Origin of the sequence: Chitinophaga jiangningensis (assembly GCF_900142605.1) — a bacterium.
Classification (GTDB): Bacteria; Bacteroidota; Bacteroidia; order Chitinophagales; family Chitinophagaceae; genus Chitinophaga; species Chitinophaga jiangningensis.
The window spans coordinates 806,960-823,604 of the sequence record NZ_FRBL01000001.1; the positions used below are offsets into that span (position 1 = coordinate 806,960).

A 16,645-nucleotide genomic window follows, 5' to 3' on the forward strand; every position below is an offset into this window, starting at 1 on the left:
ATGACACAAAACTCCGGGAATGGTGGCGGGTAAAATTGTAAGAAAACGAAATTGGGGTTCACCGTAAGGCATACAAATGAAAAAGGGAAGCCTCCCGGCTCCCCTTTCTACTTCTCAATAGTTGGCATTTGTTAAGACATATCATTAATGGCTGTTCTGCACCAGGCGGCCTTCTCCGTAGGCGATAGACGTTTGGGAGAATGGGAAGATCCACAGGTGAGAATCAGGCGTAATCGTATAGGTAGCACCGTTTTCTGTTTTGGTAATAGGCGCTCTGTAAACCGGATCATTGTTGAAGCGGCGGTTGTCAAGGTAGTTATTACCATATCCACGGTATTCATTCCGGGATTCTTTCCGAATCAATGCGATGGCCTCTGCTTCGGTGGCCGCAGTCAGGTCTTTATAGAAAGAGGCGATAATACGTTTACGACGCACCGTGTTCAGCTTTTCCATTGCTTCTGCATATTTGCCGCTTCTGGCCAGGCATTCTGCTTTAGCATAATAGATCTCCGGTGTACGGATACCACCACTATTCACATCATCCATGCGGCGCTGTGTAAATACACGCATGTTAGAAAGTGTTCTGCCTACGAAATTGATTTTAAACCTTGCATCGCCCGGCTCATAGGTAGCACTGTCAGTTGGCAGTAACAGTGAAGCATAGAAGCCCTGGTTTTTAACGATGGTGCCACCGTAATTGAAATAATAGTTTTCCGGATTATTGAACTCGTATTTAGTGAGACCAATGGAAGGGGAGGTACCATCAGCCACCGTTTTATTATCGGTATAATACTTCACATAATCGAATAGCTGGCTGTTCATTTCCAGAGCTTTATCCGCCATCTCTTCCGCTTCCTTATACTTCTGCTGGAACATGTAAATTTTTGTCAGCAATGCGTATGCCGTTCCTTTACCGGCCATCATTGGATTGGCTCCCATGTTCGGCAATGCAGGCAGTGATTCGTTCAGATCTTTCAACATGAAATCGTATACCTGCTGTACGGTAGATTGCGTCAACGTCTGCTCCATTTCCTCCGCTACATTGATGATTACACCAGGATCTGTAGCGGCAGTTTTTGCATCATAGGTTTTTGCATAGGTATTGATCAGGTAAAAGTAGCTGATAGCACGTGCCACTCTGGCCTGGGCAATCAGGGTAGCCTTTTCTGCATCTGTACCGGTAGTAGCACCAGGAACATTATTGATGACTACATTGGAAATAAAAATATTTTTATAGGCAGATGAATAGCCTGCGTCCGTCTGTATAAACTGCGTTCTGTCAATGCTTTCCTGCCAGTTATAATTGACGGTACCCAGGTTGACTGCCGTTTGAGATGTAGGCAGCAACCGCCAGTCATTCACCAGCCCTGCATGCACCGAGTAGTCGATAACGTGAGCGTCACCGCTTTCAATCAGCCCCCTGTAATCGAGTAATGTCTGCGGAATTTTATCACCTCTCGGAACAATCTCCAGGTATTTATTACAACTGGAAGCTCCTATCAACACGGCACCGCAAAATATAGTAGTTATTAATTTTCTCATCTGTACTAAATTGAAAGGTTGATACCAAAGTTATAAGTAGGCATGATCGGTAATCCTCTGGAAATAGTGGTATTGCTAATAGTGGCAGCCTCCGGATCTATTCCCTGACCATTGAATCCGATATAAAACAGGTTATCTGCCTGGAACCGTATGCGGGCATTAGCCACCTTCAGGCGCTTCAGCCAATCTTGCGGCAGGTTATAACTCAGCGAGAGATTTCTTGCCTTGATAAAGCTGGCGTTAGCAATAGACTTATCAGAATAAATGTAGTACTGTCTGCTCTGCGTCAACACGGTTTTATCGTAGTCGAACGGCAGTTTAGGAATATCCGTTGTCAGTTCGTCACCTGGTTTTTTCCAGGCGTTCATAATACCTTCCATAGCCACATAACTCGGGTAGCCTCCATTCAAGGTTGGCAATTCATAACGCATAATGTGACCTGCATTAAACACCACCATAAACGAGAACTGGAATTGTTTATAACTCAGGTTATTAATTACCGCACCCGTATAACGTGGCAGGTAAGTTCCACTATATTGCAATACTGCCGGATTTGTTACCAGGGCATCTGTTGGCTTACCGTCTACCCCGTAAATCATTCCATTTCCTTTTTCATTTACACCGGCATACCGGTAGCTGTAAAAACTATAATATGGATCACCCTGCAGATAGTAATTACCTCCGTTGGGTACCAGTTCGGATACGAGCTTAGGTTGATAATCGACTTTAGTCACCTTGTTCTTATTATAGGAACCGTTCACCGTAATATCCCAGTTGAAGCTTCTGTTACGGAGTACATTGCCTCTTAAGGAAACCTCTACACCACTGTTGCGCATACCGCCGTTATTCACTTTTGAGCTGGAAAATCCAAGTGCCGGATCCAGGGTAACATTGGCCAACAGGTCGGTACTGTTTCTTACATAGAAATCCATGGTACCGGAAAGGCGGTTGCTTAACGTTGCAAAGTCGAAACCTACGTTGGTGGTAGCTGTTTTTTCCCAACGGAGATTAGGGTTAGGAGGAGAGCCGATGGCTCCCACCAGGTTACCCGTTTGGTTGCTGGCACTATAGTTTGCCACCATGTAAGGACTGGCTTCTTTAGAAACATTTCCGTTAATACCATAAGAGGCACGCAGTTTCAGCATATCCAGCCAGGAGATGCCAGACATAAATTCTTCCCGGGACATAATCCAGCCTGCACCGGCAGACCATAACGGTCGGTACTGGTATTTGGGATTGGTACCAAAGAGGTTTGACAAATCCATACGTGCACTACCGGACAACATATACTTTTCATTGTAGGTATATGCCACGTTGCCGTATAAAGATACAAAGCGGTTAATCACTTCTCTAACTTTACCCAGGTCAGAAGCGCTAAGTTGTCCACGCGCACCGTTCAATCCTAAGAAACCATTCTTAATATCGTCCACATTCACCGGCATGGATGACATGGTTTGCCAGTCATAACCGAATAATGCAAAGTAATCCCTGTTAATTTTTGATTCACGTACTTCCGATCCCAACAATCCAACGAGTTCATGTTTGCGGTTGAATGTATGATTGAAATTCAGTTGCTGGCGAAATGTATAAGCACGAGTAGTGGCCAGGGTATTACGCAAGCTGTTTCCTACCGGCAATTTAAACTTCAGGTTACCACCAGCATCTTTATAAGAAAAAGAATTCAGGAAACCGCGCATGTAACGTGAGTTCTGATCCATTAACTGTTCTATTCTATCCGTGTTACGTTCGTACTGGAACATCACATCGTAATTTAGCCATTTGGTAATTTTTGCGTTCAGGCGGAGATTTGTTCTCATATCCCATCCTTTACTTTTTACCAGGTTGTAGTTCATCTCATCTGCCGGGTTTATCCCCAGGCTAAATAATCCGTTGTTTTTAATGATATCCTGTGTTGCCTTTGATTCTTTCAGGCGAACGGTTGTTATATTACCATTAGCATCCAGTGCAGATTCATATGGCATCAGGTAATCAAACCAACCGCTGCCAGTGGTGATCTGCCCGGTTGCGTTGTCGGGCGACTGACCATCCGAATAATTCATGTATACACCCACATCAGCCGTCAGCCATTTGGAAATTTGTGTGGAGTTTCTCAGGTTGACACCGAGAAACTTGTTGTTATCATTAATACTGTAAGCCTGATCATTTCTAAATGTAGCAGACAGATTAAATACATTGGATTCGCTTGCTTTTCCAATAGAAAGATTATACTGTTGGTTTTGCTTTGGCCGAATCAGCCTGTCCATAATCTGTTGGTTATATTGGTTAGTACCTTTTAGTACCTCCAGTTGTGCATCCGCTTCCGCTCTGGTAATTTTTCCTTCAGCCACCTGCAGCAACAGTTCCATCGCCGGGTTATTATAACCGTTCGCCTCTCTGATGCTGGCAGCAGTACCCGTAGGGTTAGTAACAAAAAGCGGATTGTTATCAAAATAATACGTAGTCAGGTCAATCAATTCTGCTGAACTGGCTTTCTTACGATAACTCAGGTCCCATTTTGGTGTTACGGCATAATCAGCACTGAAATTAATACTGGTTTTGCCCTTTTTTGCTTTTTTGGTGGTGATAACAATCACACCGTTAGCTGCGCGTGCGCCATAGATAGAGGCAGCGGCAGCGTCCTTTAAAACAGTGATATTCTCAATATCCTCCGGGTTAATATTTGGCACCTGATCTACCACCCAGCCGTTTGCATCGATGGTGCTGTTTTCCACAGGGAAACCATCAATTACATATAGAGGATTGGCTCCTCTGGTATCAAAGGTGGACTGGCCACGTACTTGTATTTTGTCCTTATACACCATTACACCCGGCAGGTTACCTTCCAGTACCTGGTTCAGGGAAGAGATACGGCGTTTATCCAGGTCAGCGGCTTTTACGGTAGCAAATGAACCGGTAGCACGTTCACGGCTGATAGTTTGGTAACCGGTAACCACCACTTCATTCAGGACTTTGGTTTTAAGGGTAACTTTCATCGGTTGGCCTGCAACGATCGGTTCCGTTACTTTATCCATACCCGGGAAGGTAATAGTAACCACTTTAACGGTGTCCGGTAGGGTCATACTAAAATGACCGATTGCATCAGTACCTGTATAAAATTTACTGCCTGCAGCAAGTACTATCGCACCTGGAATAGGATTATTAGCATCATCATATACGTAGCCATAAATCTTATTGGTAGGCACGTTCTGTAAATCCTTTCCCGGATCCACGAGGCGCCTTTCAGTCCCCTGCCGTGCCTGTGTTTTCTGCTTTGCTACTATCGTATAGTGATTCTTGTCGACATACAGAAACAACAGGTCATTAGGATACAGAATGCCTTTGAGCACTTCTTCCACTGGCCTGTTGCGCTGCGCCTTAACATCTACCGTAGTAGTTTTACCATTTACGAGTGCCCCTTCATACATAAAGGTGGTGCCGTAAATTTTTGTGACCTGTGCTAATGCCTCTTTAACAGAAACTCTGCCTGCCTTACTTTGAGCGCCGGCATAGTTAAAAGTGAGCAAAAGTACGCATAGGTACAGGAAGCCCCGTAGGCTTTGTCTGGTACAAATCCCCATTGATCTTGGTTTTTAGAAAATAGTAAGTTTAATAGCCCCGCGGACCGTTGTTCTTAAACGTCAGCGTATCGTTATGCTTCTCGATGGTAACGTTCAGGATGTTCGACAGCTCGAACAGTACACTGTTGATGTTTTGTAACCTTAAAGTTCCTTCGATAGGTGTGTTGGCAATGGATGAGTCCTGCAGTACGATGGTATAGCCATATTGATCCTGCAATGTCTCTATGATATCTTTAACAGAAGTGTTGGTAAGCTCCATTTTATACTCCCGCCAGGCCATTGGCTTTGTATTACCGGCGGAGGAGGTCACTACCTGTAGTGTATCTGACGAATAGTTGGCTTTTTGGTCAGGCATCAACACTACACTGTTGTGTTTTTGTAGCCCGGTAACTCTTACTTTACCGCTTTGCAGAAATATTTCTGCTTTGTTTCTTCTGTTCTTTATATTAAATACTGTCCCTAATACATCTACATCTACCTCCCCGGCATGAACGGTAAACGGCGCCGCGAGTGTTTTAACGGAAGGTTTCACTTCAAAAACCGCTTCCCCGCTAAGCCAAACCTCCCTTTTTTCCTGACTCCACCTGCGATAGGTGATCGTCGTATTTGCATTCATCGTAACGGTCGAAGAATCCGGCAAAGTTACCACTAAATGTTCTCCGTTCCCGGTTGAATATCGCTTCTCCCGGTTACTAAACAAATAATATCCTCCAAAAATGGCCACTGGTAAGATCACAGCTGCTGCTGCATACCAGAACCGCCGATAAAGAGGAGTGCTAACGGAATCCGGCTGCTTCTCCATTCCCGCCTGAATACCTGCCCATACTGCTGCCTTTGCAGCCGCCGGCGACTTTATTCTCTCCAAACTAAAAATACCCTCCAGTACAGTCCTGGCCTCCCGCATCACCGCTGCATTTGCATGCCCTTCCGCCTCCCAGGCCTCCCAAAAAGCCGCTGCATCAGGCTGGGCACTACGTACCCACTCCGTGAAGAACGCGTCTTCCAGGAACTCTTCTTTAGTGTATGACTGATAATTTTTATGTTTCAAATCCCAACAATCGTTAGTACCACAATTTCAGGTCGCATGGAGAAAGTAACCCCCTGACTTAAACAGAACACAAGGATTTTGCAAAACACCCCACTTTTTTTTAATTTTTTTAATTTTTCTTAAATGAATTTTTAAATCAATTGTTTTTATACATTTACATCCGTATTAATATTCTTATATCTAGGCAACCACGGACAGTTTACTAACAGCCTTCACCAACGGCTACACTATTTTTTTGTATTTTTAAGGCGAGAAGTTGGGACATGGATCTTTCATCAGCATCTGATACGGCGCTCTGGGAAGCACTACAACATAACAACGAATTGGCTTTTGCAGAAATTTACGACCGGTACTTCAACCGGTTATATGAGTATGCTATGCGCCTGCATCAGCAGGAAGAACTCGTAAAAGATACCATCCAGGAACTGTTTATTAAACTCTGGACCAACCGCCATAACCTGAGCGCAAATGTGGACCTCCGCCCTTACCTCTTCGTGGCACTGCGCAGTACACTCTACAACCGGTTACGACCAAGGCGTAATGTAACCCTCGTTTCCTTCGACAAGGAACAACATGATTTCCTCGCTAACTTTTCCTACGAGCAAACCTATATCAATAAAGAAAGTCAGCAACAACAACATAAACAAATCACCGAAGCACTCAACCAGCTAAACAGCCGGCAGAAAGAAATTATTTACCTCCGATACTTTGAAGAACTGGATTATGACCAGATAGGCGCTATTATGGGCATCTCTGTAAAAGGAGCTTACAAGCTGTCGGCAAGAGCCCTGAAGAGTATGAGGGATATCATGCAGGTATCCATGCCTGGACTGATGCTGCTGCTCCAGGCCTATAAAACATCGCTGCAGCAGGCGGGCAGCTAATCTATTCCTCTCCCCACACCGTCAGTACTAAACTCCGGGAACCGCCATCGTTTCTGTGTTCACATAAATAAATACCCTGCCAGGTGCCCAACGCCAGCCTGCCATTGTGCACCGGTATCATTACAGCAGCACCCAGCAACGAGGCTTTAATATGCGCCGGCATATCATCCGCTCCTTCGTAGTCATGTTCGTAATCCGGATCATTTTCCGGTACCGCCTTGTTGAACCACATCTCAAAATCAGTGCGTACCGTTGGGTCCGCGTTTTCATTGATAGTAAGCCCCGCGGAGGTATGTTGTATAAATACCTGCAACATACCCGTTTTAATCCGCGAAACCTGCGGAATAGCCTGTAATACCTCCCCGGTAATCAAATGAAAACCTCTGCTTCTTGGCCGCAACCTAACGCCTTGCTGGTATATCTTCATATATTTCCTGTTTGTCACAAAATTAATACATCCCTATCTTTATACTAAACGTCTGCTTTCGGACAAATAATGTACTAAAACCGGACACTCAGGGCGCATGCAACATTTACATCTCCCTGAAAATCAATAACTCCGCTAAGCGGCATCTACTTTGATTCCTGCTCCATCATGATACGCAATTATCTGAAAATAGCGCTGCGCAACCTGTGGAAAAACAAAGCTTTTTCCGCCATCAACATCACCGGGCTGGCCATAGGCATAGCCACCTGCCTGGTTATTTCCATCTATGTGAGCTATGAACTCAGCTACGACCGGTTCAACAAAAACTCGGACCGCATCGTAAGAGTAGTGCTGCGGGGACAGGTAAAAGGCGAACCAATGCGGGAAGCCAATGTATTTCCACCACTGGCCGCCGTGCTGAAAAGCACCTTCCCGGAAATTCAGGAAACCGTGCGACTCCGAAACGCCGGCATCCCTACCATCACCTATAAAGACAAAACTTACCAGGAATATATGATGGGCTACGCCGATCCATCCCTGTTTAAAATATTCGACTTCGACCTGCTGGATGGGAATAAATCCCAGGCACTGACGGAACCTTTTACTATCATCCTGTCCGACAAAACCGCCAGAAAATATTTCGGCAACGCCGACCCCATGGGCAAAATGCTCTTCTTTAAGGATGAAAACCAATACTACCGCGTGACCGGGGTATATAAAGAACAGCCAGCCAACACGCATATGCGTTTTGATATGCTCGCCTCTATGAGCTCTGTTGCTGACTCCCGCTCCGAGTCCTGGCTTACTTCCGGCTATTTCACCTACCTGCTGCTGCCTAAAGGTTACGATTATACGAAGCTGGAAGCCAAGCTACCGGCGCTGGTGGAAAAATATGTAGGCCAGCAAATGCAGGAACACATGCACATGTCGCTCAGCGAATTCAAAGCGGCCGGTAACAAATTTGACCTTCGCCTGCAACCACTGACAGACATCCACCTTCATTCCGATTATGCCTACGACCTGGATACCCCCGGCGATATCCGCTACATCTATATCTTCGGCGCTATTGTCCTGTTCATGATACTGATTGCCTGCATCAATTTCATGAACCTCAGCACCGCTAATGCCGTAGGCAGGGTAAAGGAAGTGGCCATGCGGAAAGTATTGGGGGCCGCCAGGGGAAGGCTGGTGATACAGTTTATGCTGGAATCCATTGCGCTTACCCTCATTGCCACTATTATTGCAGTCGTACTCGCGTTCCTGTTACTCCCTACCTTTAATAAACTGGCAGGCCGGAATATAGAACTGCATTGGCTCAGCACCCCATGGCTTATACCGATCATCCTGGTTTTTGCAGTGATTACAGGTATGATAGCCGGCAGTTATCCAGCTTTCTTCCTCGCATCTTTTAAGCCGGATGCAGCGCTGAAACGGAGCTTCAGCCCCGGTGGCAAACAAGGCACACGGATCCGCAGCAGCCTCGTAGTATTCCAGTTTTTTGTATCCATTACTTTAATAGTGAGCACCGCTATTGTTTATAATCAGCTGTCGTATATACAGCATAAGAAACTGGGGTATAATAAAGATAATGTGCTCCTGCTGCACCAAACCGACCGTATCAGCGGATCGCAGCGGGAAGCCTTAAAGGGTAAGCTGTTGCAGGACTCCCGAGTTAAAGGCCTCACGGTATCAGCCTATCTGCCTTCAGGCCCCAGCTATTCTAATAACTATTTCATTTACGAAAAGACGTCCGATGCACAGATTAAAACGCTGCGCTATGAAGTAGATGAAAACTACCTGGACGTAATGGGCATGCAGCTGCTTGCAGGGCGCAACTTTTCCGCTAAATTCGGCGGTGATACCTCCGCAGCGGTGATCAACGAAACAACTGCCAAAGCCATGGGCTGGGGTAATAATGCAATAGGCAAAACCTACCGGCATATGGATATTAACGCACCCGGCAAAACGTACCAGGTGATAGGCGTGGTGAAAGACTTTCATTTTAAATCCATGCATTCTCCTATTTCACCGCTGGTAATGGAGCTTGGCAACGGCTGGGGGCCAATGTTTATCATCAAGCATGATCCTGCTCATACAAAAGAACTCGTAGCCAGTTTGGAAGGCCAGTGGAAATCCATGAACACCGATGTGAGCTTCTATTATACCTTTTTAGATCAACACTATGCCGACAGCTATCAGTCGGAAGCCAATACCGGCCGCATCCTCGCCATATTTGCCGGCCTTACAATTTTTGTAGCCTGCCTCGGGGTATTTGGCCTGGCCACCTACACCGCCCGTAAGCGCGCCAAAGAAATCAGCGTGCGTAAAGTAATGGGAGCAAGTGTTTCAGGTATTGTGAGGTTACTATCCACCGATTTTCTGAAACTGGTGTTGCTGGCCTTCCTGTTATCTGTACCGGCGGCCTGGTACCTGATGCAGCAATGGCTGAAAGGCTTTGCTTACCGGGTGGATATCCACTGGTGGATTTTTGCCGCAACGGCGTTTGGCGCCATTATTATTACCTTATTAACGGTGAGCCTGCAGGCAGTAAAAGCCGCCCTTGCCAACCCAATTAAAAGTTTAAGGAGCGAATAAGTAATTGATTTTCATGGGTGTGAAAAATTTTTTAATTTTTTTTCAGTGATCGTGTAACATTCTGAAAGGTCGCGTATCTAAAAGGAAATTTAAAAACAAACACCCATGAAAAAGTTATTCGTTCTCTTCCTGATATTCGCACTCGCTGCTCTTTGCCTGAATACATTTGCGCAAACTACACAACCTGGTTTCCAGGTAAAAACTGTCGGAAAAGGTAAACAGGCAGTCATCATGATTCCCGGATTTACCTGCAGTGGCGATGTATTTGATGGTACCGCTGCCGGCCTTGGTAATAAATATACGAGCTATATATTAACCATGCCTGGCTACGCAGGTGCTCCTGCCGAAGCCGCACCAAACATCAGCAACTGGGTAGAGGAAATTGCTGCCTATGTACGCAAAAACAATCTGCATCATCCGATACTGATCGGGCATAGCCTTGGTGGCGGACTGGTAATGACGCTTGCCTCACGCTACCCTGACCTGTTCAGCAAAGCCGTTATCGTAGATGCGTTACCGTGCCTCGGTGCACTGATGAACCCTGACTTCAAACAGGCTGAAACCCCTGACTGCTCTGCCTTTGCAAACCGCATCCTACCGATGAATGACTCTGCCATGTACAAAATGCAAAAAATGACCATCTCACGCCTTACTACAGATACCGTACATAAAGAAGATATTATCAGGTGGGGTGTAAAAACAGACCGTAAAACATACGTGGATACATACTGTCAGTTTTCCAACCTGGATCAGCGTACCACAATTTCTGCCGTAAAAATTCCGACCCTGGTGTTATTAGAATCTTCTTTTATTAACTTTAAACCGGCGATAGAAGAACAATATAAGCATCTGACAACAGCCACCCTGAAATACGCCACCAAGGGATTACATTTTATCATGTATGACGATACAGAATGGTATCTTAACGAAATCACCCAATTCCTCAATTAGCCAGCAGCAAGCCTTTGATGAGCTGTACGCCGACTACTGGGACAAAGTTTTCCGCCTGTGCATGGGTTACGTAAATGATGATGACTGGGCCAAGGATATTGCACAGGACACGTTTATTACCGTTTGGCAGCAGCTGCCCAACTTCCGGAACGAAGCTGCCATCGGTACCTGGATCTTCCGCATCGCCTGTAATAACTGTTTACGCCAGCTGGAAAGAAGCAGCAAATTTGTGAGAAAGGAAGTGGATAAAGCCGACGAAGGCCCGGTGGTAAATGAAGATGAAGTGAACTTTCTGTATCAGTGTATTGCTACTTTAAATGAAACGGACAGACTGATAATCTCCATGGAGCTGGAAGATGTGAAACAGGCAGAAATAGCCGGCATCCTGGGCATGAGCGAATCAAATGTGCGGGTGAGAGTACATCGCATTAAAGAAAAACTGACGGAAAAATTTAAGGCATATGAACGCTGACGATAAATTTCAACAGCTGTGGCGTAGCAGAAAAACAGCGCCGGCACCAGATATCAAAGCCCTACTGGAAAAGGCAGCCAAAGTGAAGGGCGCCGTAAAACGCAAGCTCATTTTATCGTACGTGCTGCTGATCGCCACCATCTTCTGGGCCTGCTACATTGTAGCGATGTCGCGCCCGAAAATGATCACCACCTGGATAGGCGTAGCACTGGCCATCATGGCCATCCTGCTGTATCTTGCCAGTTCCGCCGGCCTTATCAAACAACTTTTCGCCAAAGGCCAGGAAGAAGTACCAGTGCAGGAATACCTACAAAACATGTTGCAGATCCGGGAAAAACAACGCTACCTGCAACGCGGCATTTTAAACGCCTACTTCATCCTGCTGTTTTCCGGTCTGGCACTTTATATGATCGAGTACACCAGCCATCTTAGCATCACTACCACCCTGATGATATATGGTGCGGTTACGGTTTGGGGGTTAATCAACTGGTTTTATTTCAGGAAGAAGGCAATTGCCAAACAGGAACAATCCCTCGGGGCTGTTATCAGTAAACTGGAGGCAGTAATAGCAGATACAAAAGACTAACGTAAAGCCATAAACGAAAAGAAGCCAGGTCCATTTTTCAGGACCTGGCTTCTTTCATTCACATGCATGGTAAAATTCCGCAAAAAAGCTTTCCTGTTATTGTGCAGGATCAGCCGGGGTATTAGCGTTATCGTTCCGTTCAACGAGCGGATAAGGGAAGTAGGTACGCTTACGTTCAGACGCTGGTCTGCCGAAGCGGCGACTATCCTCCAGTTCCTGTCCGGCCAGGTATAATTCTATTCTCCTATGCTTATAAATGGAATCTAATAAAGCCGCTGGGGAGGCAACACCGGCGATGGCAGGAAGTCCTGCACCTACGCCGTAAATATCGCCGGAAGGTTGTTTGGTCACCACTTTATTAAGCTCAATTAAGCCGTTAAGGACATCGCCTTTACGTGCATAACACTCTGCTTTGATCAAAGTCATTTCTCCTGGTAAATACACCGGTATCTGCGCTGTGGTAGAAGTCCAGAAACCTTTGATACCCCATTTCAGTGAAGACGTAGGGTTTCTCAACAAATAAAATGGCAGGCGCTGGTCAGCATTTTCCGGGCGGAATCCAACCGGTAAACCCATGGTGGAATCCGTAGCCTGATAAATGTTGCTCGTAGCCGCCACCAGGAAAAAGATCGGGTTGTTTACCTGGTCATTAAAGTTAAGGGTGGATTTAACCGTGAGGCTAGCCTTATCTGCCGCAGCCAACGCTACATCGTAATCACCTGCACATAGGGCATACCTTGCTTTCAGCGCATACAGAGAGTTGAGTATATTTACACCTGCCGGTACATACGGTGTAAAATTGCTACCTATAGGCGTTGCCGTGATGGTATTAATCGCATTATCCAGCACACCTACTGCCTTGCGATAACCAGCCTGACCGCTAATGAAGGTTACCGGTGGCGTATTAGGGCCAGGGAAACCACTGGTATCAGGTACCTGTTCAAAAAAAGCGGCCTGTGTACCTATTGCCCATGCTTTATACAACGAGGCGTAGGCAATTACACCACTGGCAAAACCTGCATCGGTAATCACCTTCGGAGTGGTAGCTAACACCCTGTTGGATTCATAAATAATCTTGTTACTGGTATTCCATAACTGGTTAATAACGGAGTTGGTATTTAATACTGCAACGCCACCGGTTTGCAACTGCGCTTCATCCACATTTCCTGTGTTGGTTACAAAAGTTTCACCCGTAAGGATGCTGCCCGCGGTAACCGAATTATAGAGCAAACCAGTACGATCCTTTACATAATAGGCCTGTAAGCCCACTACTACATCCGCAATGGCCGCAGGGGTGCTGTAAGCCTGATCAGACGAGGGTCCGCTCGGGTCCGAAAAATTTTTGGAACAGGAGGTGGCAATGGCCAGTGTTCCTATCAGGCAATATTTAATATATTGATTCATGACTTTTCTCTTTTAAGGATTTAGAATTTTGCACGTACACCTATGCTGTAGGTTCTTGGAATAGGAACAGCACCGAAGTCAATACCACGCAGCAGCGTACTCTGGCCGGCAGCATTTACTTCCGGATCATATCCTTTATAGTTATCCCAAGACACCAGGTTACGGCCACTGGCCATCACCGTCAGATCACTGAATCCTTTGATTTTTCCGAAATTATAAGAGAGGGCAACTTCACGCAGCTTCACAAAGGAACCATCGTCAATCCTGAATTCCTGGATCTGGTATACACCATTGATGTATCCGCGAGGCAGCAGGCCAAGATCTTCTGCTTCTGCAATTTTACCGTTGTCCACACCCTGGCGTGTTCTGTAGTCGGCATTAAACACATCCACGCCCTGTACGATATCCAGCTGAGTATGTAAAGTCAGGTTTTTCCAGGTGAAGTCGTTGGTAATGGTAGATGTATAATCCGGGTTCGGGTCACCGATTTTTTTATTCAGCACAGCACCGGTAGGCAGGCCGTTGCCATCACGGCCAGGGGTATACGTAAGTGAAGTATTCTGTACACCTCTTTCGGTGAGTGGAATACCATTGGCATCCTTGATTATATTACCGCTGTTATCTCTCGCATAAAATGCGCCATAGAAAAATCCGATAGGCTCATTTTGTGCAATACTTACGCTGGCACCACCGATATTGTTATACAGGATCAAACCGCCACCAATATCAGTAGCTTTGTTTCTGTTCCTGTTGAAGATGCCGGTGAAATCCCATCTGAATGTTTTCGTTTTTACAGGAGTGGCGTTCAGCACTACCTCAATACCATTGTTTTCCAGCGTACCAATGTTGGCCTGGTAAGAAGTAAAACCATCGGTTGGTGCAATCGCCCTGGCAATCAGCAGGTCCTTTACTTTCTTACGATAGTAGTTAACGCTCAGGCCTATACGATCACCGAGGAAAGCCATGTCTGTACCGAATTCCAGCTCTTGCTGCCTTTCAGGCTTCACGTTAGGATCGGTGTAGGTGAGGGGCGACTGGAATGCGGACGCACCAATGAAAGCGGTAGCATTATAGGTATTGAATCGCGCATAGGCCGGGATACCTGTCAGGTTACCCGACTCACCGTAAGCTGCCCTGAATTTCAGGAAAGTCCACCATTTAGCAATATTGGAATTCTTCCAGTAATCCGCACCGGACAACACATAACTACCACTCAGTTTGGAGTACAGCTGATTGCGCTCATCCTTTCCGAATACAGACGAACCATCCAGACGCAGTGCGCCGGTAATGAACAACTGATCCTTGTATTTAAAGTTTTGCTGGATGAACTCACCGGCAATGCTCAGCTCTGTACGCTGATCTTCGCCCGGAATGATGGTGGCAGCTTTGGCGGCACTCTGTACAAACGGCGGCAAACCTCTTCCCTGGATCATGGTATAGTTCATCTTCTGATATTGCACGGAGTAACCCACCTGTGTAACGGAAGAAAAGTTTTCGCTGATCTGTGCGTTATAGGTAGCATTCACATCATGGTTGATCATGAATGAAATATTAGTAGCCGCACTGGAATAACCATTCAACGTAGGGTTGTTAGGGTTACCACCTCCATAAAATCCGGTGCTTACAAAGTAGGCATACGGCGGAATCAGGGTTGTTCCGTTCTGGGAATAGTTATCGATACCCATTTTATAATCGATGCTCAGGTTCTTGATTGGTTTGATCGACAAACCGGCACCGGCAATGATACGGCCAACTGTTTGGCGCTGATCAAAATCTTCGATAATAGATACCGGGTTTACACGACCCAGGTTACCCACTTTCATGAGGTTACCGATGGCATCGCGCTTATGGATATCGTAGTAGTTACCGATAATGGTAACGGAGTTCATTGGTGAGTAAAACGTGTTGCCATCCGGCTTTTCGTTGGACCTGCTGGAAACGTAGTTCATGGAACCGTTGAAGGTGAGCCATTTGGTGATCTCCTGATCCAGGTTAAGGCGGAAGCTGAAACGATTGAAATCAGTGTTTCTGATAATACCCTGGTTATACATGTAACTGGCAGAAGCAAAGTATTTCGTTTTATCCCGACCACCCGCTACGGATACGTTATTATCGGTACCTACGCCCGTGCGGAAAATGTAATCCTGGTAGTCATAACGATTAACAGGGGTGGTGTTGGTGGCCAATGGTGGCGTACCAATGAGGTTTTGTGTGGATACATCCGGATCGCCGCCGAATTTAAGTGGCGCCTGGTTTACCTCCAGTTTCTTGCGAATCTGGTTCACATTAAAGCTGGTGGAGAAATTTACCACCGGCTTACCTTCTGCGCCTCTTTTAGTGAAGATCTGTACCACACCGGCATTCGCGCGGGAACCGTAGATGGCTGCCGCCGCGGCACCGTTCAGCACCTCGATGCGTTCGATATCAGCGGGGTTAATATCTGCCATACGGCTCTGGCCAATGGTACCAACCGTCGTACCCCCGTTATAGTTAGGGTCGGTATTGGTTACGCGGGTGGTACTGTTATCAATGATCACCCCATCAATGATATACAGTGGCTCGGAGGAGCCGCTGATGGTACTGATACCGCGGAGTCTTACGGACATTGCGCCGGAAGGGTCACCGGAGTTCTGGATGATCTGAGCACCGGCGGTTTTACCTTGCAGTGCAGTGAGCACATTGCTGGTGGCGCCTTTATCTAATGCATCTGCTTTTACGGAGCTGATATAACTACCCAGCTGACGGCGGGTGGTACCGGCAGAAGTACCGGTAACTACTACCTCATCCAGCTTGGATACGTCTTCCGCCATGGTGGCATCTACGGTGGTGCTGCCACTGCTGCTGACGGTTACCTGTTTTTGTTGTTGCTGAAAGCCAATACCGGAAAACACGAGGGTGTAGGTACCTGCGGGCTGTGTCAGGCGAATGGTGTATTTGCCATCAACATCCGTGGAAGCACCCTGATTGGTGTTTTTTACGGCAATGGTAATACCGGGAACTGCTGATCCTTTTTCGTCCGTAACCTTTCCCGAAATAACGAATTGCGCGGATGCTGCCAGGGACATAAAGCAGCATAGCAGAAAGAGCAACATGGTGCGCGGACACACTGCCCATTTGAATCGGAGCAATTTCATAATTGTTGTTTAGACTTGTTGATA

11 protein-coding genes are annotated in these 16,645 nt (G+C 46.4%); 5 read left to right on the plus strand and 6 right to left on the minus strand.

Features of this window, described 5'->3' with window-relative positions:
* Positions 1–144: 144 nt before the first annotated feature.
* From BUB18_RS03380 to BUB18_RS03390, 3 genes are read right to left on the minus strand one after another with little or no spacing between them, the layout of a single operon-like run.
* Positions 145–1,542, minus strand: a complete 1,398-nt coding sequence (locus BUB18_RS03380) for a RagB/SusD family nutrient uptake outer membrane protein (RefSeq protein WP_073078009.1) — start codon at positions 1,540–1,542, stop codon at positions 145–147.
* Positions 1,543–1,547: 5 nt separating this feature from the next.
* The gene (locus BUB18_RS03385) at positions 1,548–5,120 is read right to left on the minus strand and encodes a SusC/RagA family TonB-linked outer membrane protein (RefSeq protein ID WP_073078011.1); all 3,573 of its coding nucleotides are present in this window, start codon (positions 5,118–5,120) and stop codon (positions 1,548–1,550) included.
* A gap of 28 nt (positions 5,121–5,148) precedes the next feature.
* Positions 5,149–6,168 (minus strand): FecR family protein, encoded by a 1,020-nt coding sequence (locus BUB18_RS03390; protein ID WP_073078013.1) that lies wholly within the window; start codon positions 6,166–6,168, stop codon positions 5,149–5,151.
* Between the two features lie 263 nt (positions 6,169–6,431).
* On the opposite strand from BUB18_RS03390, the gene BUB18_RS03395 reads away from it, so the two are divergent.
* On the plus strand, positions 6,432–7,052 hold the full coding sequence (locus BUB18_RS03395) for an RNA polymerase sigma factor (RefSeq protein ID WP_083549303.1): 621 nt from the start codon (positions 6,432–6,434) through the stop codon (positions 7,050–7,052).
* Between the two features lies 1 nt (position 7,053).
* On the opposite strand, the gene BUB18_RS03400 is transcribed toward BUB18_RS03395, so the two are convergent.
* Positions 7,054–7,479 carry a secondary thiamine-phosphate synthase enzyme YjbQ gene (locus BUB18_RS03400; protein ID WP_073078016.1) on the minus strand — a complete coding sequence of 142 codons (426 nt, stop codon included), beginning with the start codon at positions 7,477–7,479 and terminating at the stop codon, positions 7,054–7,056.
* A gap of 168 nt (positions 7,480–7,647) precedes the next feature.
* Between BUB18_RS03400 and BUB18_RS03405 the strand changes: the two genes are divergently transcribed.
* From BUB18_RS03405 to BUB18_RS03420, 4 genes are all read left to right on the plus strand, one after another.
* The gene (locus tag BUB18_RS03405) at positions 7,648–10,074 is read left to right on the plus strand and encodes an ABC transporter permease (protein WP_073078018.1); all 2,427 of its coding nucleotides are present in this window, start codon (positions 7,648–7,650) and stop codon (positions 10,072–10,074) included.
* Between the two features lie 105 nt (positions 10,075–10,179).
* Positions 10,180–11,025: an alpha/beta fold hydrolase gene (locus BUB18_RS03410; protein WP_073078020.1), complete on the plus strand. Its 846-nt coding sequence runs from the start codon at positions 10,180–10,182 to the stop codon at positions 11,023–11,025.
* A complete protein-coding gene (locus tag BUB18_RS03415; RefSeq protein WP_083549305.1) occupies positions 10,976–11,497 on the plus strand; it encodes an RNA polymerase sigma factor in 522 nt (173 codons plus the stop codon). The genes BUB18_RS03410 and BUB18_RS03415 overlap by 50 nt, the downstream gene beginning before the upstream one ends.
* Positions 11,487–12,083: a hypothetical protein gene (locus BUB18_RS03420; RefSeq protein ID WP_073078022.1), complete on the plus strand. Its 597-nt coding sequence runs from the start codon at positions 11,487–11,489 to the stop codon at positions 12,081–12,083. The genes BUB18_RS03415 and BUB18_RS03420 overlap by 11 nt, the downstream gene beginning before the upstream one ends.
* A 96-nt stretch (positions 12,084–12,179) precedes the next feature.
* Here the strand turns inward: BUB18_RS03420 and BUB18_RS03425 are convergent, their stop codons facing one another.
* Complete coding sequence (locus tag BUB18_RS03425) at positions 12,180–13,487, minus strand: RagB/SusD family nutrient uptake outer membrane protein (RefSeq protein ID WP_073078024.1); 1,308 nt, start codon at positions 13,485–13,487, stop codon at positions 12,180–12,182.
* Positions 13,488–13,507: 20 nt separating this feature from the next.
* Entirely contained in the window at positions 13,508–16,621 is a 3,114-nt protein-coding gene (locus tag BUB18_RS03430; RefSeq protein ID WP_083549307.1) for a SusC/RagA family TonB-linked outer membrane protein, read from the minus strand.
* Positions 16,622–16,645: the final 24 nt, after the last annotated feature.

Coding starts and splice junctions, on each gene's coding strand:
- BUB18_RS03400 (WP_073078016.1), bottom strand. CDS start 7,479: ATGAAGATATACCAGCAAGGCGTTAGGTTGCGGCCAAGAAGCAGAGGT.
- BUB18_RS03385 (WP_073078011.1), bottom strand. CDS start 5,120: ATGGGGATTTGTACCAGACAAAGCCTACGGGGCTTCCTGTACCTATGC.
- BUB18_RS03420 (WP_073078022.1), top strand. CDS start 11,487: ATGAACGCTGACGATAAATTTCAACAGCTGTGGCGTAGCAGAAAAACA.
- BUB18_RS03430 (WP_083549307.1), bottom strand. CDS start 16,621: ATGAAATTGCTCCGATTCAAATGGGCAGTGTGTCCGCGCACCATGTTG.
- BUB18_RS03415 (WP_083549305.1), top strand. CDS start 10,976: ATGACGATACAGAATGGTATCTTAACGAAATCACCCAATTCCTCAATT.
- BUB18_RS03395 (WP_083549303.1), top strand. CDS start 6,432: ATGGATCTTTCATCAGCATCTGATACGGCGCTCTGGGAAGCACTACAA.
- BUB18_RS03410 (WP_073078020.1), top strand. CDS start 10,180: ATGAAAAAGTTATTCGTTCTCTTCCTGATATTCGCACTCGCTGCTCTT.
- BUB18_RS03405 (WP_073078018.1), top strand. CDS start 7,648: ATGATACGCAATTATCTGAAAATAGCGCTGCGCAACCTGTGGAAAAAC.
- BUB18_RS03425 (WP_073078024.1), bottom strand. CDS start 13,487: ATGAATCAATATATTAAATATTGCCTGATAGGAACACTGGCCATTGCC.
- BUB18_RS03380 (WP_073078009.1), bottom strand. CDS start 1,542: ATGAGAAAATTAATAACTACTATATTTTGCGGTGCCGTGTTGATAGGA.